This is a genomic window from Janthinobacterium sp. 1L-D-8-B-C4, from assembly GCF_057291295.1.
Genome location: NZ_JBXAVX010000016.1, coordinates 154,532 through 173,962, shown reverse-complemented (window position 1 = coordinate 173,962; position 19,431 = coordinate 154,532). Strand labels below are relative to the sequence as shown.

The following is a 19,431-nucleotide window of genomic DNA, read 5'->3' as shown; positions in this document are numbered from 1 at the left end:
AGCATTTACTCATCTGGAGCACCATGTTTTCTGCACGTCCCATACGGCACTTAGCCACCGGCAAGGCGATACGACCACGAATTTTGGCACAACTGGTGGCAAAAGTAATGGGGCAACTGACACTGGCTGCCGCCGGCGGCGCCATCCTGACCCTTCCCATGGTCCACGCACGCGCGCAAGAGCCCGTGCCTGCGCCGGTTCCCGCCACGCCGGAAGCCGTCGCGGAAGTACCCGCCGTGACACCGGCCGACATGCCAGCCGAAGAGCCGGCCGCCGAGACCGCGCCCGTCGCGCCGGCCCTGCAATACGATGTGCGTGTCAGTGCGCCCGGCGACCTCGATGAGCTGCTGGAAAAAAACCTCGACCTGGAACGCTTTCGCGGCAACCCGCGCATGGACCGCGAGCAGTTGCAGCGCCTGGTGCGCGACGCGCCCGAGCAAGTGAAAAACCTGGTGGCCACGGCCGGCTTCTATACGCCCGTCGTCACGGTCAATGTCGACACGGCCGGCAGCCGGCCGGTGGTCACCGTCAACGTCGAGCCGGGCGAACCGGTGGTGATCGACAAGGTCGAACTGGAACTGCGCGGTTTTGACCCGACCCCGCCGCTGGCGGCCAGCGAGCCGTACGATACCGAAGGCCTCAAGCGCCGCTGGGCGCTCAAAACCGGCGCCATCTTCCGCCAGGCGGAATGGGAGTCCGCCAAGCGCGCGCTGCTGCGCGAAGTGGTGCAGACGCGCTACCCGCGCGCCCAGCTGGTCGATACGCAAGCAGTAGTCGATCCGGAAACGCACAAGGTGTCGCTGCTGGTGATCCTCAGCAGCGGCCCCGAGCTGCGCTTTGGCGAACTGCGCATCGAAGGCCTGAAGCGCTACGATGCCAGCATCATCCGCAACCTGAACAAGATCAGCCCGGGCGAATACTACAGCGAATCAGCGCTGCAGCTGTACCAGGCGCGCCTGCAGGACACCGGCTACTTTGCCAGCGTGGAAGTGAGCGCCGACATGAGCAGCATCCTCGGCGAGCAGATCGAGGCGGGCCAGGCGGTGCAGGAAGGCGAAACTGTGGAAGCGGCCCAGGCCAGCCGCGGCCCCGCGCCGCAATTGCCGCTGGTGGTGCGCGTGACAGAAAACAAGCAGCAGAACGTCAGCGCCGGTATCGGTTTCAGTACCAATACCGGGAACCGTGCTCAGCTCAACTACGACAACCTGAATGTCTGGGGCACCCGCTTCAAGAGCGCGCTGACGATGGAAACCAAGAAACAATCAGCGCGCACCAATTTCTATTTCCCGACCACCGAGCGCGGCTACAACGACAGCGTCGGCGCCTCGTTCGAACGCAGCGACATTTCCAACGAGATCACGGCCGTGTCGACCGTGTCGGCCAAGCGCAACTGGGGCGGCACCAACCTGGAACGCAGCCTGACCTTCGAATTCTTGAGCGAAGATAAAACCGTGGTCGGCCTGGAACAGACGCGCAGCAAGAGCTTGCCGCTGACCTATGCGATTACCAAGCGCAGCCTCGACAGCCTGCTGTTCCCCACCAAGGGCTATGTGATCAATGCCCAGCTCGGCGGCGCGCTGCTGCCGGTGCTGACCGACGAGCGCTTCGTGCGCGTCTCGGGCAAGGGCGTGTATTACAAGCCGCTCGGTGAAAAGGGCGAACTGATCGTGCGCGGCGAAATGGGCGCGCTGGGCTCGAAAGAGAAAAAAGGCGTGCCGGCCGTCTACCTGTTCCGCGCCGGCGGCGACCAGTCCGTGCGCGGCTATGCCTACCAGGAACTGGGGGTCAAGGAAGGCGACGCCACCGTTGGCGGGCGCTACCTGGCCACCGCCAGCGCCGAATATCAATACTGGTTCAAGCCGAAATGGGCGATTGCCGCCTTCTATGACGCCGGCAATTCAGCCGACAGCGTCAAGGATGCACTGGAACTGAAATCGGGCTATGGCCTGGGCGGGCGCTACAAGAGCCCCGTCGGCCCCATCAATGTCGACGTGGCATATGGCCACGCCGTCCACGCCTACCGTTTGCACTTTTCTCTGGGATTCACTTTCTGATGTCCGACCTTACTACCGAGTCCCCTCAATCTGCGCCACCGCCGGCGAAAAAACGCCGCTGGCCGCGCTACCTGCTGATTACCGTCGTCAGCCTGGCGGTGCTGCTGGGCGGCGCTTTCTGGTTACTGGGCCGTGAATCGACCCTGCAACTGCTGGTGCAAAAAGTGGCCAGCGCCAGCGGCGGCCAGATCGAAGTGTCCGGCGTCTCCGGCTCGCTGTATGACCGCATGCACCTGGACCACGTCAGCTACCGCAGCAAGACCCAGCACATCACGGCCGACAATATCGACATCAACTGGTCGCCGTTCCAGTATTTCTCGGAAGGCATTGCCATTTCAGAACTGCATGTGGCCAGCCTGGGCGTGCAGACGCTGGCCAAGTCGGACGAACCGTCAAGCATGCCCGACAGCCTGGCCTCGCCGTTCAAGATCGGCATCAGCGAGGCGCGCCTCGATAAAATCACACTGATCGGCGAGAGCGGCAACACGGTTTTTGAAAAGGTCCGCTTTGCGCTGTCTGGCGACAAGAGCGAATGGCAGCTGAAAGATGCCTCGGGCGTGACGCCGTTTGGCCTGGCGAAAGCCGACGCCACCATCGCCGCCGTGAAACCATTCAAGCTCAAGGGCACGGCCAGCTTGACCCAGGCGGTGGCGCCGGCCGGCGAAAAACCGGCGGCGCTGAACCTGGCGCTCGGCGGCGACTTGAACCTGCTGAACATCGTTGCCAAGGGCAATGCTGGTGCGGCCACGGCCGACGCGCAACTGGCGCTGGCGCCGTTCGACCCGGTCATCATCCTGCGCTCGGCCAAGGTCAAGGGCAGCAATATCAATCCGGGCAAGTTCGATGCAACCTTGCCGCAGGCCGACCTGAGCCTGGACCTGGACGCGGCCATCGGCAGCAAGCAAAGTGTGTCGGGCAAGCTGGCCATCGTCAACCACGCCACGCCCGGCCCGATCGACCAGCAGAAGCTGCCGCTGCGCCAGTTCGACGCGCGCCTTGGCGGCACCCTGACGGCCACCACCTTGGAGTCTGCCATCATCGACTTCGGCAACGCCGGCAAATTCACCGGTAGCGGCAAGGTCGACCGCGACGCGCCCGACGCAGGCATCGGCCAGGCCAAGGTTACCCTGCATACCGACAAGATCGACCTGCAGCAAATCTACAGCAGCATCAACAGCACCAAGATCGCCGGCGACATCACGCTCGACAGCGACGGCAAGACGCAGACCGTGCGCGCCAAACTCGGTGAAGCCAAGCTGCGCCTGGATCTGGAAGCAACGCTGGCCGATTCGCTGGTGAACCTCAGCAAGGCGACCTTGCAAGCGGGCAAAAGCAGCATCAACGCCAGCGGCCAGATCAGCCTGAAGGACGAGCAGCCGTTCAAGGCCGTCGCCAGCACCAGCCGCCTCAACCCGGCCGACTTCGGCGCGTTTCCCGTTGCCGACCTGAACCTGGACGTGCGCGCGAATGGCCACGTGGCCCCGCAGTGGCTGGCCAATGCCGACTTCACGGTGCGCCCCAGCAAGCTGCTCGACCAGCCTTTGTCGGGCAAGGGCAAGCTGACCGCCGATGCGGCCCACTTCAGCGGCATCGACGTGCAACTGGCGCTGGGCAAGAACACCATCGCGGCCAAGGGCAACTTTGGCGGTACCGGCGAAAAACTGAACTGGAATGTCGATGCGCGGCAATTGTCTGCCGTGCAGGGTGACCTGGTCGGCGCGGTGCTGGCCAGCGGCGTGGTGCAAGGCACCATGAAAGAACCGCGCACCACCTTTGTGGCTGATGCGAAAGGCCTGGGCCTGTCCAGCAGCAAGCGCGCGGCACCCGACAGCGTGATCCACGCCAGCGGCGACATCGGCCTGACGGGACCGAAGCAGTCGCCGGAAGTGAAAATGGCCGGCACGGTGCAAAAGCTCAATCCGGCCGCGTTTGGCGACCTGCCGGTCGGCAATATCAACGCCGACTTCAACGGCAGCGGCAACCTGAGCGCCGACTGGCGCATGGCCTTGACCCTGGCGCTGCGCGAATCGACCTTGCAGAACGCCCCGCTGGCCGGCTATGCCAAGCTGACGGCTTCCGCCAAACGGGTCGACAATGCCGACGTGGAACTGCGCCTGGGTCCCAACAGCCTGGTCGCCAAGGGCGCGCTGGGCGGCGCCACCGACAAGCTGAACTGGAAACTCGATGCGCCGCAGCTGGCCACACTGGGCCCGCAGTTTGGCGGCGTGCTGCATGCGTCGGGCGTGGTGGCAGGCAAGATGGATGCGCCATCGGCGCAGTTGAGCCTGGACGGCAACAACCTGACCTTCTTTGGCGACCAGCGCGTACAAGCCATCAAAGGCAGCGCCAGCGTCGGCTCCGGCCAGGGCGCCCAGGACCCGATGGTCAGCGCGCTGGAAATCACCGGCTACAGCACGCCCACCTTCAAGCTGGCCACGGCCAGGTTGGGCACCACCGGCACGCGCGGCAACCACAGCATCAATCTGGCGGCGCGCAATGACGACTTCGACGCCACGATTGCCGCCAGGGGCAGCCAGAGCGGCGCCAGCTGGACCGGCAGCATCGACAGCCTGCAAAACAAGGGCCGCTATGCTTTGGTGCTGCAAGCGCCGGTGCCGGTCAAAGTGGCAGGCCCGGCCGGCAGCGGCGTGGCCGGCCTGGGCAAGCCCGAACAAGTCAGTGTCGGCAATACCGTCATCAAGCTGCCGGCCGGCAGCATCACCATGCAAAGCCTGGCCAAGAACGGCCCGCGCTGGACCAGTACAGGCCAGGCCACGGGCGTGGCGCTGAACTACCTGGCGCAGTTCGCGCCGGCGCTGCGTGAAAATGCGCGTGGCGACCTGACCTTGGGCGCGCAATGGTCGCTCGACATGCAAGCGGCCACCGCTACCCAGAAAGAGACGGCGCTGGCCGGCATGCTGCATGTGTTCCGCGAAAAAGGCGACATCACGGTGGGCGTCGACCAGCCTTTGACCCTGGGCCTGCGCACCCTCGATGCACGGGTCGATGTGGCCAACCAGCAATTGCGCCTGGCCGTGAAACTGGACGGCACGCGCGCCGGCCAGAGCGATATCAACGCCACCGTGCAAATGCTGGGCGGGCGCATCAGCAACAGCAGCGCGCTCTCCCTGACGGGCACCACCAATATCGCCTCGCTGGCGTGGGTGGCGCCACTGGCCGGCCAGCCGGGCCTGGAATTGGGAGGTGCCCTGAAAATGGCGCTGACGGGCAGCGGCACCATCGGCGCGCCACTGCTGAACGGCGACATCACCGGCAGCGGCCTCCTGGTGAACTGGGCCGAGCAAGGCCTGAAGCTGCGCAACGGCGTGCTGCAGGCCAAGCTGGCCGGCGATCAGTTGCAACTGCAGCGGCTCAGCTTTGATGGCGGCAACGGCAAGGCGCAGCTTGACGGCTGGGTGCGCTTTGCGAATGGCGAAGCGACGATGGAATTGAAACTGCTGGCCGACCGCCTGACGGCGCTGTCGCGTCCGGACCGCACCTTGATCCTGTCGGGCAATGCCACCGTGCTGCGCAACGACAAGCTGTTCAGCCTGGAAGGCAAGTTCAGGGCCAACCGCGCGCTGATCGAACTGGCGCCGGAAGGCACGCCGACGCAAAGCGATGACGTGGTAGTGCTGGGCAAGAACAGCCGCGCTACCAAGGCCGCGCCCGAGCTGCCCTTGAATATCGACGTGGAGTTTGATCTCGGCAACGCCTTCCACCTGCGCGGCATGGGCCTCGATGCCGATCTCGCCGGCAATATCCGCGCCCGCGTGCAGAATCGCAATGCGCCGCGCGTGACCGGCAGCATCCGCGTCGTCAACGGCCTGTATGCGGCGTATGGGCAAAAGCTGGCGATCGATCGCGGCGTGATCAATTTCACCGGCGCCTACGACAACCCGTCGCTGAACGTGCTGGCCGTACGCAAGCGCCCCGAAGGCGAGGCGCTGTCGGAAACCAATGTGGAAGCGGGCGTGGAAGTGCGCGGCACGGCGCAGGCGCCAACCGCCAAGCTGGTCTCGACACCGAATGTATCCGACAGCGACAAGCTGGCCTGGCTGATCCTTGGCCACGGTGCGGAAACGGCGGCCGGCGATGAAATGGCCCTGTTGACGACGGCCGCCGGCGCCCTCTTCGGCGGCTCGGGCGGCGGCATGCAAGGCAAGCTGGCCAGTTCGCTGGGCCTCGACGAAGTGGGCCTGTCGCAAGCGGCCGGCCTGGAAAGCACCGTCGTCACGGTCGGCAAGCGTTTGTCGTCGCGCGCCTACCTGACGTTCGAGCAAGGCGCCAGCACGGCGTCAAGCCTGGTGAAGCTGCGCTACAAGCTGAACCGCCGCTTTACCCTGCAGTTCCAGACCGGCACCAACAATGCGCTGGATATCTTGTACACATGGGCGTTTGATTGAACCCCGGGGTTTGCTTGGGGTTGGGTTGAAAAGAAAAGGGCGCCTCGGCGCCCTTTTCTTTTGCTGCTGCTTTCTGTCGCTTACTCGGCCACGTCAAGCCCGCGCTCGATCATGCCTTCGACATACGCGCGCAGATACTGTTCCAGCGCCGGGCCGGACAGCACGTTGGCCGTCAGCGCGCCATGTGGCGAGCCTTTCAGCACGCCATCGTGGTAGACGCGGGCAATCCAGCCGACATCGCTGCCGGGCGTGTACTCGAGTTCGTAGTCGAACGAATCGCCGCTGACCTTGCGGGTGTAATTTTCCTTGATCAATGCCATCTGGAACAGCCTTTCTTTGACGAATTAACTTGGGTGCGGATCGGGGACCGGATCGTCCTGCGGCACCGGATGCGCCGGACCGGGCCGGTGACCCGGACTCGTATCGGGCTCGGGTGCCGGCATCGGATCATCGACCGGCGCCGGGTCGGGCGCGCGGTGGGCTTCAATGGCAACGCTTTTCATGGCAGGCCTCCGTTAGCGAACAGGCAAAGGAAGACCATACCACGAGTCGCTGCCGGCTGCGCCTTATTGGCCTTGCGTGGCTGCCACTGGCGTGCGCGGCGCGGCGTTTTTGACGTATTTTTCCAGCCAGTTGTTGCTTTCATACAGCATGTGCATGATCGACTCACGCGCGCGGTAGGCATGGCTTTCGTTGGGCAACATCACCAGGCGGGCCGTGCCGCCCAGGCCCTTGATGGCCTGGAACATGCGCTCGCTCTGGATCGGGAAGGTGCCCGAGTTGTTGTCCTGCTCGCCATGGATCATCAGCAGCGCATCCTTGATCTTGTCGGCATAGTTAAATGGCGACATGGCCTGGTACACCGTCTGCGCCTGCCAGAACGGCCGGTCTTCGGACTGGAAGCCGAACGGCGTCAGGGTGCGGTTGTAGGCGCCGCTGCGGGCGATGCCGGCGCGGAACAAGCGCGTATGGGCCAGCAGGTTGCCCGTCATAAAGGCGCCATACGAGTGCCCGCCGATGGCGATACGGTCGCGGTCTGCCACGCCGCGCCGCACCACTTCGTCAACCGCTGCTTCGGCGTCGGCCACCAGTTGCGGCAAGTAAGTATCGTTCGGCTCCTGCTCGCCGTTGCCGACGATCGGGAACGACGGATTGTCGAGCACGGCATAACCCATGGACAGGAACGCGGCCGGTCCCCAGTAGCTGACAGCGTTGAATTTGTACGGCGCCCCCTTGGTCTGGCTGGCGGCGCTGGCGGTCTTGAATTCCTGCGGGTAAGCCCACATCAGGGTCGGCAGCGGGCCGTCGCGTTTGGCGTCATAGTTCGGCGGCAGCATCAATGTTGCCGTCAGGTCGACGCCGTCGGCGCGCTTGTAGCGGATCAGCTCTTTCTGCACGTCTTTCAGCTGCGGCAGCGGATGCGGGAAATGCGTCAGCGGCGTCAGGGCCGTCGCACCCGGTTTCAGGTTGCGCACATAGTAGTTCGGCTGCTCGGTCGGCGATTCACGCGTCGACAGCAGGCGTCCACCGTCTTCGTCCAGCACCGCCACCACGTTTTCATAGTACGGCGCGGCGCTCTGGAACAGCCGTTCCTTTTTCTTCGTCACCAGGTCCAGGCGGTCGATAAACGGACGGTCGCCTTCCTGCGAGGCGCCGGCGCCGTCGAGCAGGATGGTGTTGTCAAGAGCGATCAGGATGCGCGGCAAGCCGGCCGCATCGGGCCGCATCACGGGCTGGCCAGGATCGTTGTAGCGGTCTTCGAACGAGCCCGAATATACCAGGTCGCCCGGCGTGCCCGCTTCAATCGATGGTTGATCTGGCTTGATGCGCCACTGCTTGACGGCGCGCGTCTTGTACCACGCTTCGCTCAGCAGGGCCAGATCGCCACGGCCCCAGGCGATGCCCGAGTAACGCGAAGCAAGCTTGGCCAATACAGCCGGCTTGGCCGTGAACGGCGCGGCCTGGGTGTAGACGATATCGCGAATCTCGGCGCTCTTCGCCGGATCGCCGCCGTCCTGCGCTTCGGCCCAGACCAGAGTAGCTGGCGCATCGACCCTCCAGCTGACACTGCGCACGCCGGGCGAGACGGCGTCATTGCCTGGTGGCAGGCCTTCTTCCAGCGGCAGGGTCGCCACCACATGCACCACCTTGCCGGCCAGGTCGCGCACTTCGATCTTGCTGCCGAAGTCGCGCGCCGGCACGATGTAGGAATACGGACGTTCGATGGTTTCGGTCAGCAGAAACTTGCCGCCCGGCGCCACCGTGGCGCGTGAAAACGCTCCTGGCTGCCCCACCAGGCGCTGTTTGCCGGTGACGTCCAGCAAGGCCAGCTGCACCGTGATGTAGTGTTCGAACAGCTGCGCATCCTGCTCGTTTTTCAGCAGGTCGGGATAGGTGCGCAATTGCTTGACGGCGCCGCCGGGCAGGCTGTCCTGGATGGCAGGGCCGGTGGGAATGCCATTCACTGCGGGCGCGGCACCCAGCCTGGCCGGTTTCAGGTGCACCAGCAAGGTCTTGCTGTCTGGCATCCACGAAAAGCCGCGGCCCGATACGCCAGACAAAGGCTGGCTCGACAATTTGCGCGCGACCTTGCTCTGCACGTCGAGCAGCCACAGTTCCACGCCGGACTCCTTGACGCCCTTGGCGGCGTCGGCATACACCACATTGCTGAACGCCAGGTAGCGCTGGTCGGGCGACCAGGCCACGTCGGCGATGCGCGGCGAGGCCGGCAGGCCGCTGACCTTGATTTCTTTTTGCGTGTCGATGTCGAGCAGGCCAAGTCCCGTGTAAAAACTGAAGCGGCTGGCCGAATAGGTGCGCGGGTTGATCCGCAGGCCGGCCAGTTTCAGCTCGGGCTGCGCCACTTCGCTGATGCTCGGCAACGACGGCGTCGGCAGCATGGCCGCCAGGTTGCGCTTCGGACTCAGGCTCAGGGTCGGCGCGCGCGGCGCATCGACGATGGCCTGCAGGGCGGCCGGTGGCTGTTGATAGCCGCCGGTCTGGGCGGTGGCCATGGAGGAAGCGGCGATCAGGCCGACGGTAACAGGCAGCAAGGGAAAACGGGGTGACATGGCGCTCCAGTAAGGGTCGATGAAGAGAGGCAGTGGCCCAGCGCGCGCGCTCGTGGCGGCGCCCTGTGACAGGGCATAGTGCTGACCTGCCATCAAAATGTCAATAAGCAACATTTCATCACCGGCCATGGCCATGGCGATCTGGCTTACAATCGTTGTTTTACCGCTCGCTCATCATCCATGGAAACCACCACCCTTGCCCTGCTGTTCCTGGTCCCGCTGCTGGTCTGGCGCATTTATTCGCGCCTGAAAAAACTGGTGGCGCGCCAGAAGTCGCAGCTGTGGCGGCACCGCCTGGTGGCGTTCGGCGTTCCCGCGCTGATCGTGTTCCTGGCAACCACCACACAATTCGAGATCCTGCCGCTGTCAAGCCTGGGCGCCGGCGTGCTGGCCGGAGGCTGGCTGGGCGTGCTGGGCATCAAGCTGACGCGCTTCGAACAGGTCGGCAAGGATTATTATTTCACCCAGCACCGCTACCTGGGCCTGGCGATTACCATGCTGTTCATCGCCCGCCTGCTGTACCGCGGCATGGAGATCTACCTGAACACGCGCCTGGACGTGCCGGTGCCGCCGCCACCATTCGGCCAGAGCCCGCTGACCATGGCCGCCTACGGCATGGTCACCGGCTACTACGCCGCCTACGCCTGGGGCCTGCTGCGCTGGCGCCAGCGCAACAAGCCGCTGGACGCCATCGAATAAGCGCGCCGGCGATTATTTGGTCTTCAGATAATTGCCGCGCAGCGCAGGCGCCTCGCCCGTATTCTCGCTGCCATTTTCGACATTGCCAAAGTAGACGTTCAAGTCCTGGGTCGGGCGGAAATTGCGCAGCTTGACTTGCAAGGTGGTCGGATTGATCTTGGTAAACGTGCCGGGAAAACATAGGCTGACCAGCTCGTCCGGCTTGCCCTTGACCAGGTTCAGCGTAAAGTCCTCGATGCCGTTCTTCCAGGTGTTACCCGTTTTCAAAATATACGACACCCATTTGGCATTGACGAAGCCGCTCTCGCCCTGCTTCTTCGCAAGCTTGTTCCAGGTCGCATAAAAGGCCTTGTCGCCGCAATATTTTTTCTCGAACTCGTTGCCATCGCCGAGGTAGGACGCGCCGGGGCCGGCCGCCACGAACGGCGCATATTGATGGCGCACGCGCACGGTTTTACCGGCCGGGAATGCCTGCTTCCACTGATATACCACCGTCACCGACCAGGCCGGCACCCACTCTTCGTCATCGGACAGCTTGGCCAGCAGGCCGTCATCGATCATGGCTTTTTTCTGCGCGGCATTCAAGGGCGCCACTTTTTTCTCGAACGGGCTGAACGACGGAAAATACGCCACTTGCGCGTCCGTCAGGCCCAGCGCTTTCAGGCGTGCCGTCACATCCTTGCCATCGAGCTTGGCGAGCAGCACGGTCTGGTAGTCCCTGGGCTTGCCGTCGACCTCGATCGAGAACTGCTGCGGCTGGCCGTAATACGTGGGCGACTGGTGGTAGCCGGCATCATACGCCGGCAGCGGGAAGATAATGGTCTCTTCCACATCGCTTTTTGACTCGTTCAGAAACTCGTACTCGACCTTGATCAGGTCCGGGCTGACGGTCAGCACTTCCTTTTTCATCGCCACGGCATCGGTCTTGCCGACAATAATGCCGCCGGCGCTGACCGAGCCGATGCCGTCATTGGCCAAGGCACTGGCGGGAAGGGCCAGTGCAAAAACGAGGCTGGCTACGCCACTTTGCCAGCGGCCGGTTCCTGGCGCCGCTGCAGTACGAAAATCGGTTGCGCCCATTGCGTGTCCTTTTTCTTTTTGCTGGTAATCAATGTCAGTTCGGATGGATCGTAGACGTCGGTATTGTGCGTCAGCGGCGTCGTCATCAGGTACTGTGCTTCGGTGTTTTTCAGGAACTCGCCAACCAGCTGGATATTGCGGATATCGAGGTGGGCAAACGGTTCGTCGATAAACACGAAGCCGCCCGAGCCGCCTTCCGATTTCAGCAGGCCGATCAGCAGTACCAGCGACTTCATCACCTGCTGGCCGCCCGACGCTTCGCCGTCGTTCATGCCGATAATGCCTTTGCCGTCGAACTTGAAGCGCACGTGCAGGCCCGCCTGCGACAGCTGCACATCGTCGTTTTCCAGGCGCACCGGATCGGCGTGCACTTCGATGCCGGCCAGTTCGCCCAGCTCCTTGATGTTCTTGCTGTAGGTCTTGATGGTGTAGCGCAGCCGCTCCATATAGGCGCCGCGTGCGTTGCCGGTCGCTTCGATGGCGCGGTTGTTCTGGTAGCGGCGCTCGTCCGTTTCCGACTGGCGGCCACTCAGCTGCTCGGAGAGGCGGTGATGCTGGTCGATCACGGTGGCGTCAAGTTCCCAGTCGTCACGCGCCAGGCTGCTTTGCAAACTGGACACGCGCAGGTCGACCTGGTGCGCATTCTGGTGTTCGGCCACCAGCGCAGCGCGGCGCGCAGGGCGGCGCCAGCTGCGCGGCAAATGGCGCCAGGCGCGGCGCAGCACCAGCAAGGCGCGCGCATGTTCGGCGCGCTGTTCGATCTGTTTCTTGTAGCCGAGGCGCGAGCCGGCTTCCGCTTCGGACAAGGCCAGGCGCGCGTTCTGCCAAACGGTATCGGCACGGGTGCGCGCGACAGTCGCGTTCTTGGTCAGGTTCTGCAACTCGCCCAGGCGCCCACCCACTTCCATCCGCTCTTCTTTCAACGGCTTCGAATTGCGCAGTGCTTCGGCGAATTCTTCCTGGCGCGCACTGAGTTCCTTGGCCGCGTCGACGCCGGCGATGCGCGCCTTCAAAGCACCCACTTCGGCCGCCAGCTTGGAGATCACCAAAGTCAGTGTATCTTCCTGCGCTTCCAGGCCGGGCAAGGAACGCAGCAGCGCTTCCAGGCGGCCGCTGCGGCCGGCCTGGCCGAAGCGGTAGCGCGACGCTTCGACGAACAGCGAGCGCCCACCGCGGCGTTCGCGGTGATACGCCTCGGGCGTGATCCACTCGTCATGGTTGCCCAGTTTGACGCCGGCCTCGACCGAATCGACGCGCGCGATGCGCGACAACTGCTCGATCAGCCAGCTCGGCACCGGCGCGGAAAATTTCACCACCGCCAGCAGGCTGTCGTCTTTGGTGGTGGGCGCGGTAACCAGCTCGGGCACGATAAAGTGGCGATAACGTTCTTTTTCGGCCAGGCGATAGGCGGCCGGGCCGTCCTTGGCCTTGTCCAGCAGCACCACCGAAGCATAGCCACCCAATATACCTTCGACTGCGCCCTGCCAGCGGCTGTCCGTCACTTCGACGATATCGGACAGCATGACGTGGCCGATGCCCGCGTCGCGCAGCGCGCGGCGCATGCCGCGTACATTGTCCGGCTCCGGCATGGCCGTCTTGCCCTGCAGCGCGGCAATCGTCGCCTGCTCGCCGGCAATCCGTGCCGACAGCGCATCGCGCTGCTGGCGCTGGGCCAGCAAGGCCGCCTCCTGCTGTTCCAGCTGGGCGGCCACGGCGGCGATATCGCTACCCGAGTCCGCCGCCAGCTTTTGCAGGCGCTCTTTCTGTTCCAGCAGGCTGTCGAGCGGTTTCAGCTTGGCGTTGATCAGGGAAAGACGACTTTGCAAGCCAATCGACTCCTGCTCCAGCAAGGTCTCGTTCATCTGCGCGTCGGACAGCGCTTTCGCCTGCGCCGCCAGCGCATTGCGCTTGTCGTTCAGTTGCGGATCGTTCAGCGCCATCGGTTTGCGCGCGTCGCGCAACTGGCGGCTGACCGTGGCGGCTTTTTCGCGCGCCTCGTGGTACTGCAGGCTGGGCAGCACCTCTTCGAGCAGGTTGCGCCGTTCGCGGTGCAAGCCTTCCCACTGATGGTAGTTGGCCACGCGCAGGCGCAAGCCTTCCAGGTTGGTTTTCGACGCTTCGAGTTCCGTCTCGAAACGTTTCAGTTCCACTTCAGTGTCGCGCTGGTGGCGCTTGGCTTCGTCGTAGGCGTCCAGCACTTCCTTGTCGCCGAACACCTGGAACACCAGGTCGAGCAGCTGGCGCGGCGCGTATTCGCACAGTTTGTCGGTCTCGCCCTGCTCCAGCGCCAGCACTTTCGACATGGCCGGCGACAGGCCGGCATTGGCCAGGCGCTTGCGGTAGTTTTCCACGCCCAGCCAGTCGTTGGCGTCGGAAATGTCTTCAATCTGCACATTACCCGGACGCATCAGATACTGGCGCTTCCAGTCGCCGCCGTTCTTCTGGATCTGGCAGAACAGCGTTACTTCATCGTCGCTGAAAAAGCCCGAGCTGCGAAACGGCCGGTTCGACAGTTGCTTGCCGACGTTGCGGTTGTCGACCACGGCGCGCAGCCAGGCCGTCTGCTGGCCCGAATGGCGCGCATAGTGTTTATAGGTGCGGCCCATCGAGCAGTCGAGGCCGAACAGGGTGCGCAGCGCGTCGAGCAAGGTGGTCTTGCCGGAACCGTTCTGGCCGGCAATCGTGATGATCTTGGCGTCGAGCGGAATATTCTTGATGCGCTGCCAGTAATCCCAGTGCACCAGTTCAAGTGATTTGATATGAAACATGGCTGCTTTCAGTGTGGCAGTTCGGGCGTAGCGTCGCCATCGGCGTCGGGCACATCGCCAATATCGACGGACATGTCGGCATCGGCGTCAAGCTCGACCGCCACCAGGCGCGACGGCGCGCGCTTGAACACATCGGCCAGAGCGCCATTGATGATGCGCTCTTTCAGCACGTCGGTATCCATCATCAGGTCCAGTAACGGCCCTTCGACGATAAAGTCGCCGCGCCGCTCGATGAAGCCGAGCTTGGCCAAGGTGCCCAGGTTCATGTCCATGCGCGTCTTCTTGCCCAGCTTGTCGCCGAAGTCGGCCAGCAAGGCTTTGTAGGCGATGCCGATCGAGGCGTCTTCCGCGCGCGGCAGCGGCTTGTCGGTGCCGAACATGTCGTTCTGGTCGTCGTCCGCATGCTGGTGGGTTTCCTGGCGTTCGCGCTTGGGCAGGATGATCTGCGCCCACAGCACCACCAGCAAGGCCACGCCATCGCGGGCCAGGCCGAAATTATTGTTCTGCCACACATCGCGCGCGCCAAAAATCTTCGGCTCGATGGTGCGCGACAGGGCCAGCGTCACATGGTCGGCATACACGTTGTCGAGCAGTTTCAGGCCGCAGGCAAGCAGGCGCGCATCGATCTCGGCGCGGAACAGTTCGTCCGACAGCACGCGCTTGACGAGTTTGTCGTCGCGGCGCAGGGTTTGATGCGTGAGCAGGCGCGCAATCAGGATTTGGGAATCGTCATTCATCGGCGGTGCCGCTATCTAAATCAAGTGAAAAATCACGGGGGAAATTCAGGGACAGCGAGGCGATCGACATGGCCGCCACATGCGGGTCGTTCAGTTGGACCATCTCGTCGGTCGGCGTAAAGGTGATCGGCAGCCGGGCCAGTTCGGCCGTCGCGCCCTGCAAGCTCGCTTCGGACACGTCACCGAGCAGCGGCAGCATCGAGGCGCGGTACGAGGCCACGGCAAAGCTGGCCGGCAGCAACGAGTCCTGCACCGGCACGCTTTTCGGGCCCTCTTCGCCGATGCTGGGGAAGTTGCCCAGGCTGGCAAAGTTCGACAGGCGATCAAGCAGGTCATCGAGTTCCAGTTGCATGGCGGGTCCGTCGCTGATGGTGGTAGGGGCGTCTTCGCCGCTCGGCAAACCGGTCTGCGCCACGCCGGCCGCGCGCTCGGACAGCAGTTCGGTTTCGGCCACGTCGATCATTTCGGCCGGCGTCGAGAACAACGGCACCACCGGCTGGTCGATGGCCCCCTCGGCCAGTGAGGCCAGGTCCTCGTGCTGCAGCAGCCAGCGCTTGATGTCGGTGGTCGACAGGCCGGACTGGCCCAGATGCACGCGCTGGCGCTCGATCTGGTTCAGCGCGCGCGAGAACATGCCCTGCATGTTGAGCAATTTGCTTTGCGCCCGGCCGATCGCCTGGGCCGCCTTGTGCGTGGCGCCGTCGGCGTTTTCGTCCGAGGTAATCGCCACCAGGATCTCGGAGCCTTTTTCCACCCAGTCGCAGGCCATGTTCCATTTCGCCTGCGCGGTGCGCAAACGGAATTCGGAACCGGAGGCAATCGCGTCGGAAAACTCGTCCGTCAGGTCGACCAGGCGCCCCAGCAGATGTTGCAATTGCTCCACCGACACGCCACCGACGGCTTGCGCGCCAGCCACCTGCGACAGCAAGAAGCCCATTTCCGCTTCGTCTTCGGTCTGGCCCAGGCCCAGCAGGCTGTCGATGGCCGACAGCACATTGCGCGCCATCGGCGTGACGCGATATACGCCCTGCTGCGCATCCCAGGCCAGCAGCTGGTTGCTGCGCAGGCGCAGCAAGACCGTTTCCAGGCTTTCCGGCAACAGATAAGCCAGGCGCGTGTTGATGTCGGCGCGCGTGTACGACGAGGTAGCCGCGTCGGCCGCCAGTTCGCGCAGCACCAGCAAACGCACCAGCACGCCGTCGAAACCGCCATGGAACAGCGCCGTGAACACCTGCAGCAGGGGCTGCGCGCGCTTCAGATGAAAGACTTGCTCGATCTCGTCAGCCGAAATATTCGGCTGGAAATGCGCCTGCAATGAATCGTGATGCTCCTGCTCGGTCTGATTTGCATCCGCAGCCACGGCTGCACTTGCCATTATATCAATCATTCTATTCCGGATGAGTGTTCAGCGGGCGGCGCAGCGGGCCTGGAGGACGCTGCGGGCATAAAGGGTCGCGGGGGCGTCAGTATATCAGTTCTGATATGCAATTTGACCGATGGGAAGGGGGCTGGCGGGCAGGTGTGGTATCGGCAAAACCCCAACGGCGAACTGCCGGGGTCGGACCCTGAGGGTCCGACCCCAGGTTCTGCATTGGGGTTAGCCGTTCAAAACGTTACTTTTTAACGATTTTCTGCAAAGTCTGTTCCACATAATCACCATCTTCATCTTCGAACGTCACCTTGACCGGATACCATTCCAGCGACGGCGACAGCCACAGGTCCACTTGCTGGCCTTTCTTGTCGGTTGGCGGCGCCTTGACCAGGTGCACCGCTTCCACCAGGCCTTGGCCGGTGGCCACCGTTTCCTGCTTGACGACCTTGAAGATCCACGGCTCGGCATCATGGCGGCCTGCAACGAAGAAGGCCCACTCGGAGCCGGGCACGAATTTTTCAGGCGCGGCGCGGGCCACGGCCGTCAGTTGCCAGACGGCGCTGTTGCGGTCCTGCTCGCCGCCCTTGAGCGCATAGCTCTTGTCGCCTTCGCTGAAGGCGATGGTCTTGCTGTCGCGCTTGAAAACGGTGGTGGCGGCTTGCTTGCGAAAGCGTTTTTCCACGAACTGGGCCGGCGCCAGGCCATAGTCGTCGACCGTGCCTTCGCTGCGCTGCTCGAGGATCTTGCCGAACAGGGCGGCCTTGGTTTCGGCCAGCAGCGAATACTTGCCGTCGCCGGCGCGCCAGTTGCTGACGGAGTCGCCGGACAGCGCGATGCCCTTCTGTTTCGCCTTGATGGAATACACCAGGTCGGCCGACGGCGCCAGCTTGAACGGGCGCTTGATCACGGGATGCTCGTCCGCCTCGGTGGCGGCCAGCGCGGAAGACAAGGTGGCGGCCAGCAAGCTTGCGGCCAGCAGTTGTTTAAGTGATGTAAAAGTCATTCAGGTTCCTGTCACGGTGATTTTGGAGACGGTTTGGGTGGTGAGCGCGCCGTTCGCTTCTGTATTGCGTATTTGTACCGGATACCACTGCAGCGACGGCGCCAGCCAGATATCGAGCTGCGACGAGTAGCTTCCCCGCTTGGGCGGGCGGCGCAGATGCCAAGTCTGCAGACGGCCCATGCTGGTATCGAGCGTTTCCTCGCCGACCAGCTGGAAGCGGAACACGGTCGCTTCCTTTTCTTCGCCGACCAGGATATCGATATTGCCGGCCAGCTGGCTGACGTCGGCGCGGCCGATGGCGGCCAGCTGGAACGGCAGGCTGGCCTTGTCCTGCGCCCCCTCCTGCCAGGGCGCGGTGGCGGTGGTGGCGGAAAAGCGGATGGTCTTGCCGGCCGCATCGAAATGCGTGGCCGTCTGCGCGCGGCCGCGGCGCTTTTCGGTTGCCTTGACGGGCACCACGCCGCTGGCGTCGATCACGCCTTCGCTGCTCAACACCAGCAGGTTGATGCGGGTGATCAGCACATTCAGGCCCGCTTCCAGGCTCAAACGATAGCTGTCGCCCTTATTTTGCCACGACATCACCGCCACGCCCGTCCACTTGGTGCCGTCGGCATCACGCCGGTCCACCTGCAGGTCGAACTCGGCCGAGGCGGGCACATTGGTCTTGTAGCGCCGCGCCGCTTCCACTACCGGCGGTGGCACTGGTGCGGGAGATTCAGCCGCCGGCGCGATGGCCGGCAATTGCGCCAATGCCGGTGCCGGGCTATCCGGCGCGGACGCGGCAGGCGGCGCCACCTGCAGCGGCTGCGGCGCCTCGGGCACCACCAGCTGCGGCAAATCGATCACCGGCAAGACAGGCAAGTCCGGCACCTGCGGTGCGGGCGGCGGCGGCAAGGGCACGGGCGGCGGTGGCAGCGGCACCGGAAAAGGCGCTGGCGCTTCGGCGATCACCGCCATGCTGACCAGTTGCGCCTGCTCATGCGCGGGCGCCCTGCCCGCTTGTCCGCCCAGCCAGTGCAGCGCCACGATATGCAACGCGCCGATCACGGCGACAAAGAGCACGGTGCGGCGGCGCGGCGGCATGAAAAAGGAGGCTGACGTCATGCGCACTAGTGTAACGCCTGTGCCCGAGATGCGCTTTCTTGCTGTAGATCAACGCCCTTGCCATCGAAGGAAAACGCAGGCGAAAAATGTCACCGGGATTTCGTCAGTAGCAAGCTGATATCTGCTACGCTAGGACCATCGACCTACCAGGAGACTCTCGCATGGCAAATCCGCAAATGCCCCCAATTCCGGGCGCAGCAGTGATGACCGATACGCTCGACTTCGTCAAGAACCTGTGGGGCAGCATGAGCGTACCCGGCATGGGCATGCCCTCCATGGCCGCGCCCAGCCTGTCGGTCGAGGAACTGGACAAGAAGATCAACGACCTGAAAGCGGTCGAAGCGTGGCTGAACCTCAATATCAGCATGCTGCGCGGCAGCATACAGGCGCTGGAAGTGCAGCGCGGCACGATCGCCACCCTGAAATCGATGGGCGCCTCAATGGCCGCCGCCATCACCCAGCCGGGCGCCAGCGAGAAAAACCTGTTCGATTCCGTGCCTTACGCCTCGGCCTTCTTCCAGCAAACGCCGCCAGCGGCCAAGCCAGCCGAAAAAGCACCGCCGCCACCACCAGCACCGGAAGCGCCAGCGGCGCCCGCTCAGCAGGCCAGCCCGTCAGCCGACGCGGCGGCCCAGTTGGCCAACCCGGCGGCCTGGTGGAATTTGCTGCAGGATCAGTTCAAGCAGGCGGTATCGACGGCCATGGCGCCGGAGCCGGCCAAGGACAAGCCCGACGCTGCGGCCAAGCCCAAGTCCGACCTGCGCGCCAAGCCGGCTGCGGCGGAATCGGCGGCCAAGGCCAAGGCCCCCGTCAAGGCGCCGGCCAAACGCGCGGCGCCCAAGGGCAAGCTGTAAGCGGCTTTGCCAGGGTTCGCGCGGCGAACCCGGTCAGGCTGTGATCAGGCCAGGCGATGAATGCGGATCGCTTCGATCATGTTGTCGTCCTGGCGCTTGACGTCGCCGATCGTGATCAGGCCTTCGTCGGCCAGCGCCTTGGCGTGCTCGTACGAGGACTGGAATGTTTCCAGCGTGTCTCCCTTGGCGGCGACCGGGCGTACCCAGGCGATGCTGCCGACCTTCATTTTTTTGTATACTTCATTGACCACATCACGCATAGTTTCTTCCTTATTGTTGTAAA

The 19,431-nt window shown here is 63.8% G+C and carries 14 protein-coding genes; 4 read left to right on the top strand and 10 right to left on the bottom strand.

Annotated elements, in window-relative coordinates:
* Nucleotides 1-107: 107 nt before the first annotated feature.
* Together AC0Z42_RS24285 and AC0Z42_RS24280 are read left to right on the top strand one after the other, a co-directional pair.
* Nucleotides 108-2,054, top strand: coding sequence for an autotransporter assembly complex protein TamA (locus AC0Z42_RS24285; protein WP_485470708.1), 1,947 nt, complete (start codon nt 108-110; stop codon nt 2,052-2,054).
* Complete coding sequence (locus AC0Z42_RS24280; protein WP_485470707.1) at nt 2,054-6,460, top strand: translocation/assembly module TamB domain-containing protein; 4,407 nt, start codon at nt 2,054-2,056, stop codon at nt 6,458-6,460. Before AC0Z42_RS24285 ends, AC0Z42_RS24280 begins: the two co-directional genes overlap by 1 nt.
* 80 nt (nt 6,461-6,540) lie before the next feature.
* Here the strand turns inward: AC0Z42_RS24280 and AC0Z42_RS24275 are convergent, their stop codons facing one another.
* From AC0Z42_RS24275 to AC0Z42_RS24265, 3 genes are all read right to left on the bottom strand, one after another.
* The gene (locus AC0Z42_RS24275) at nt 6,541-6,780 is read right to left on the bottom strand and encodes a hypothetical protein (RefSeq protein WP_485470706.1); all 240 of its coding nucleotides are present in this window, start codon (nt 6,778-6,780) and stop codon (nt 6,541-6,543) included.
* A gap of 24 nt (nt 6,781-6,804) precedes the next feature.
* Nucleotides 6,805-6,963 (bottom strand): hypothetical protein, encoded by a 159-nt coding sequence (locus AC0Z42_RS24270; RefSeq protein WP_171899021.1) that lies wholly within the window; start codon nt 6,961-6,963, stop codon nt 6,805-6,807.
* Between the two features lie 63 nt (nt 6,964-7,026).
* Complete coding sequence (locus tag AC0Z42_RS24265) at nt 7,027-9,531, bottom strand: alpha/beta hydrolase family protein (RefSeq protein ID WP_485470705.1); 2,505 nt, start codon at nt 9,529-9,531, stop codon at nt 7,027-7,029.
* 180 nt (nt 9,532-9,711) lie between these two features.
* On the opposite strand from AC0Z42_RS24265, the gene AC0Z42_RS24260 reads away from it, so the two are divergent.
* The gene (locus tag AC0Z42_RS24260; protein ID WP_485470704.1) at nt 9,712-10,230 is read left to right on the top strand and encodes a CcdC protein domain-containing protein; all 519 of its coding nucleotides are present in this window, start codon (nt 9,712-9,714) and stop codon (nt 10,228-10,230) included.
* A 12-nt stretch (nt 10,231-10,242) separates the two neighbouring features.
* Here the strand turns inward: AC0Z42_RS24260 and AC0Z42_RS24255 are convergent, their stop codons facing one another.
* The 6 genes from AC0Z42_RS24255 to AC0Z42_RS24230 all read right to left on the bottom strand — a co-directional run bounded on the left by AC0Z42_RS24255 (nt 10,243) and on the right by AC0Z42_RS24230 (nt 18,294).
* Nucleotides 10,243-11,310, bottom strand: a complete 1,068-nt coding sequence (locus tag AC0Z42_RS24255) for a DUF4424 family protein (RefSeq protein ID WP_485470703.1) — start codon at nt 11,308-11,310, stop codon at nt 10,243-10,245.
* Nucleotides 11,247-14,078, bottom strand: a complete 2,832-nt coding sequence (locus AC0Z42_RS24250; RefSeq protein ID WP_485470702.1) for an ATP-binding protein — start codon at nt 14,076-14,078, stop codon at nt 11,247-11,249. Before AC0Z42_RS24250 ends, AC0Z42_RS24255 begins: the two co-directional genes overlap by 64 nt.
* An 8-nt stretch (nt 14,079-14,086) precedes the next feature.
* The gene (locus tag AC0Z42_RS24245; protein ID WP_485470701.1) at nt 14,087-14,815 is read right to left on the bottom strand and encodes a hypothetical protein; all 729 of its coding nucleotides are present in this window, start codon (nt 14,813-14,815) and stop codon (nt 14,087-14,089) included.
* On the bottom strand, nt 14,808-16,190 hold the full coding sequence (locus AC0Z42_RS24240) for a hypothetical protein (RefSeq protein WP_485470700.1): 1,383 nt from the start codon (nt 16,188-16,190) through the stop codon (nt 14,808-14,810). Before AC0Z42_RS24240 ends, AC0Z42_RS24245 begins: the two co-directional genes overlap by 8 nt.
* Before the next feature lie 238 nt (nt 16,191-16,428).
* Complete coding sequence (locus tag AC0Z42_RS24235) at nt 16,429-17,190, bottom strand: DUF3108 domain-containing protein (RefSeq protein ID WP_485470699.1); 762 nt, start codon at nt 17,188-17,190, stop codon at nt 16,429-16,431.
* Complete coding sequence (locus AC0Z42_RS24230) at nt 17,191-18,294, bottom strand: DUF3108 domain-containing protein (protein ID WP_485470698.1); 1,104 nt, start codon at nt 18,292-18,294, stop codon at nt 17,191-17,193.
* Nucleotides 18,295-18,455: 161 nt separating this feature from the next.
* Between AC0Z42_RS24230 and AC0Z42_RS24225 the strand changes: the two genes are divergently transcribed.
* Nucleotides 18,456-19,148 carry a PhaM family polyhydroxyalkanoate granule multifunctional regulatory protein gene (locus AC0Z42_RS24225; RefSeq protein ID WP_485470697.1) on the top strand — a complete coding sequence of 231 codons (693 nt, stop codon included), beginning with the start codon at nt 18,456-18,458 and terminating at the stop codon, nt 19,146-19,148.
* 44 nt (nt 19,149-19,192) lie between these two features.
* On the opposite strand, the gene AC0Z42_RS24220 is transcribed toward AC0Z42_RS24225, so the two are convergent.
* On the bottom strand, nt 19,193-19,408 hold the full coding sequence (locus AC0Z42_RS24220; RefSeq protein WP_065310303.1) for a hypothetical protein: 216 nt from the start codon (nt 19,406-19,408) through the stop codon (nt 19,193-19,195).
* Between the last annotated feature and the right edge of the window lie 23 nt (nt 19,409-19,431).

Excerpts from the sequence above, each read along its gene's own strand:
- AC0Z42_RS24235 (WP_485470699.1), bottom strand. The coding sequence starts at position 17,190 with ATGACTTTTACATCACTTAAACAACTGCTGGCCGCAAGCTTGCTGGCC.
- AC0Z42_RS24275 (WP_485470706.1), bottom strand. The coding sequence starts at position 6,780 with ATGGCATTGATCAAGGAAAATTACACCCGCAAGGTCAGCGGCGATTCG.
- AC0Z42_RS24285 (WP_485470708.1), top strand. The coding sequence starts at position 108 with ATGGGGCAACTGACACTGGCTGCCGCCGGCGGCGCCATCCTGACCCTT.
- AC0Z42_RS24265 (WP_485470705.1), bottom strand. The coding sequence starts at position 9,531 with ATGTCACCCCGTTTTCCCTTGCTGCCTGTTACCGTCGGCCTGATCGCC.
- AC0Z42_RS24260 (WP_485470704.1), top strand. The coding sequence starts at position 9,712 with ATGGAAACCACCACCCTTGCCCTGCTGTTCCTGGTCCCGCTGCTGGTC.
- AC0Z42_RS24255 (WP_485470703.1), bottom strand. The coding sequence starts at position 11,310 with ATGGGCGCAACCGATTTTCGTACTGCAGCGGCGCCAGGAACCGGCCGC.
- AC0Z42_RS24245 (WP_485470701.1), bottom strand. The coding sequence starts at position 14,815 with ATGAATGACGATTCCCAAATCCTGATTGCGCGCCTGCTCACGCATCAA.
- AC0Z42_RS24280 (WP_485470707.1), top strand. The coding sequence starts at position 2,054 with ATGTCCGACCTTACTACCGAGTCCCCTCAATCTGCGCCACCGCCGGCG.
- AC0Z42_RS24225 (WP_485470697.1), top strand. The coding sequence starts at position 18,456 with ATGGCAAATCCGCAAATGCCCCCAATTCCGGGCGCAGCAGTGATGACC.
- AC0Z42_RS24220 (WP_065310303.1), bottom strand. The coding sequence starts at position 19,408 with ATGCGTGATGTGGTCAATGAAGTATACAAAAAAATGAAGGTCGGCAGC.
- AC0Z42_RS24240 (WP_485470700.1), bottom strand. The coding sequence starts at position 16,190 with ATGGCAAGTGCAGCCGTGGCTGCGGATGCAAATCAGACCGAGCAGGAG.
- AC0Z42_RS24230 (WP_485470698.1), bottom strand. The coding sequence starts at position 18,294 with ATGACGTCAGCCTCCTTTTTCATGCCGCCGCGCCGCCGCACCGTGCTC.
- AC0Z42_RS24270 (WP_171899021.1), bottom strand. The coding sequence starts at position 6,963 with ATGAAAAGCGTTGCCATTGAAGCCCACCGCGCGCCCGACCCGGCGCCG.
- AC0Z42_RS24250 (WP_485470702.1), bottom strand. The coding sequence starts at position 14,078 with ATGTTTCATATCAAATCACTTGAACTGGTGCACTGGGATTACTGGCAG.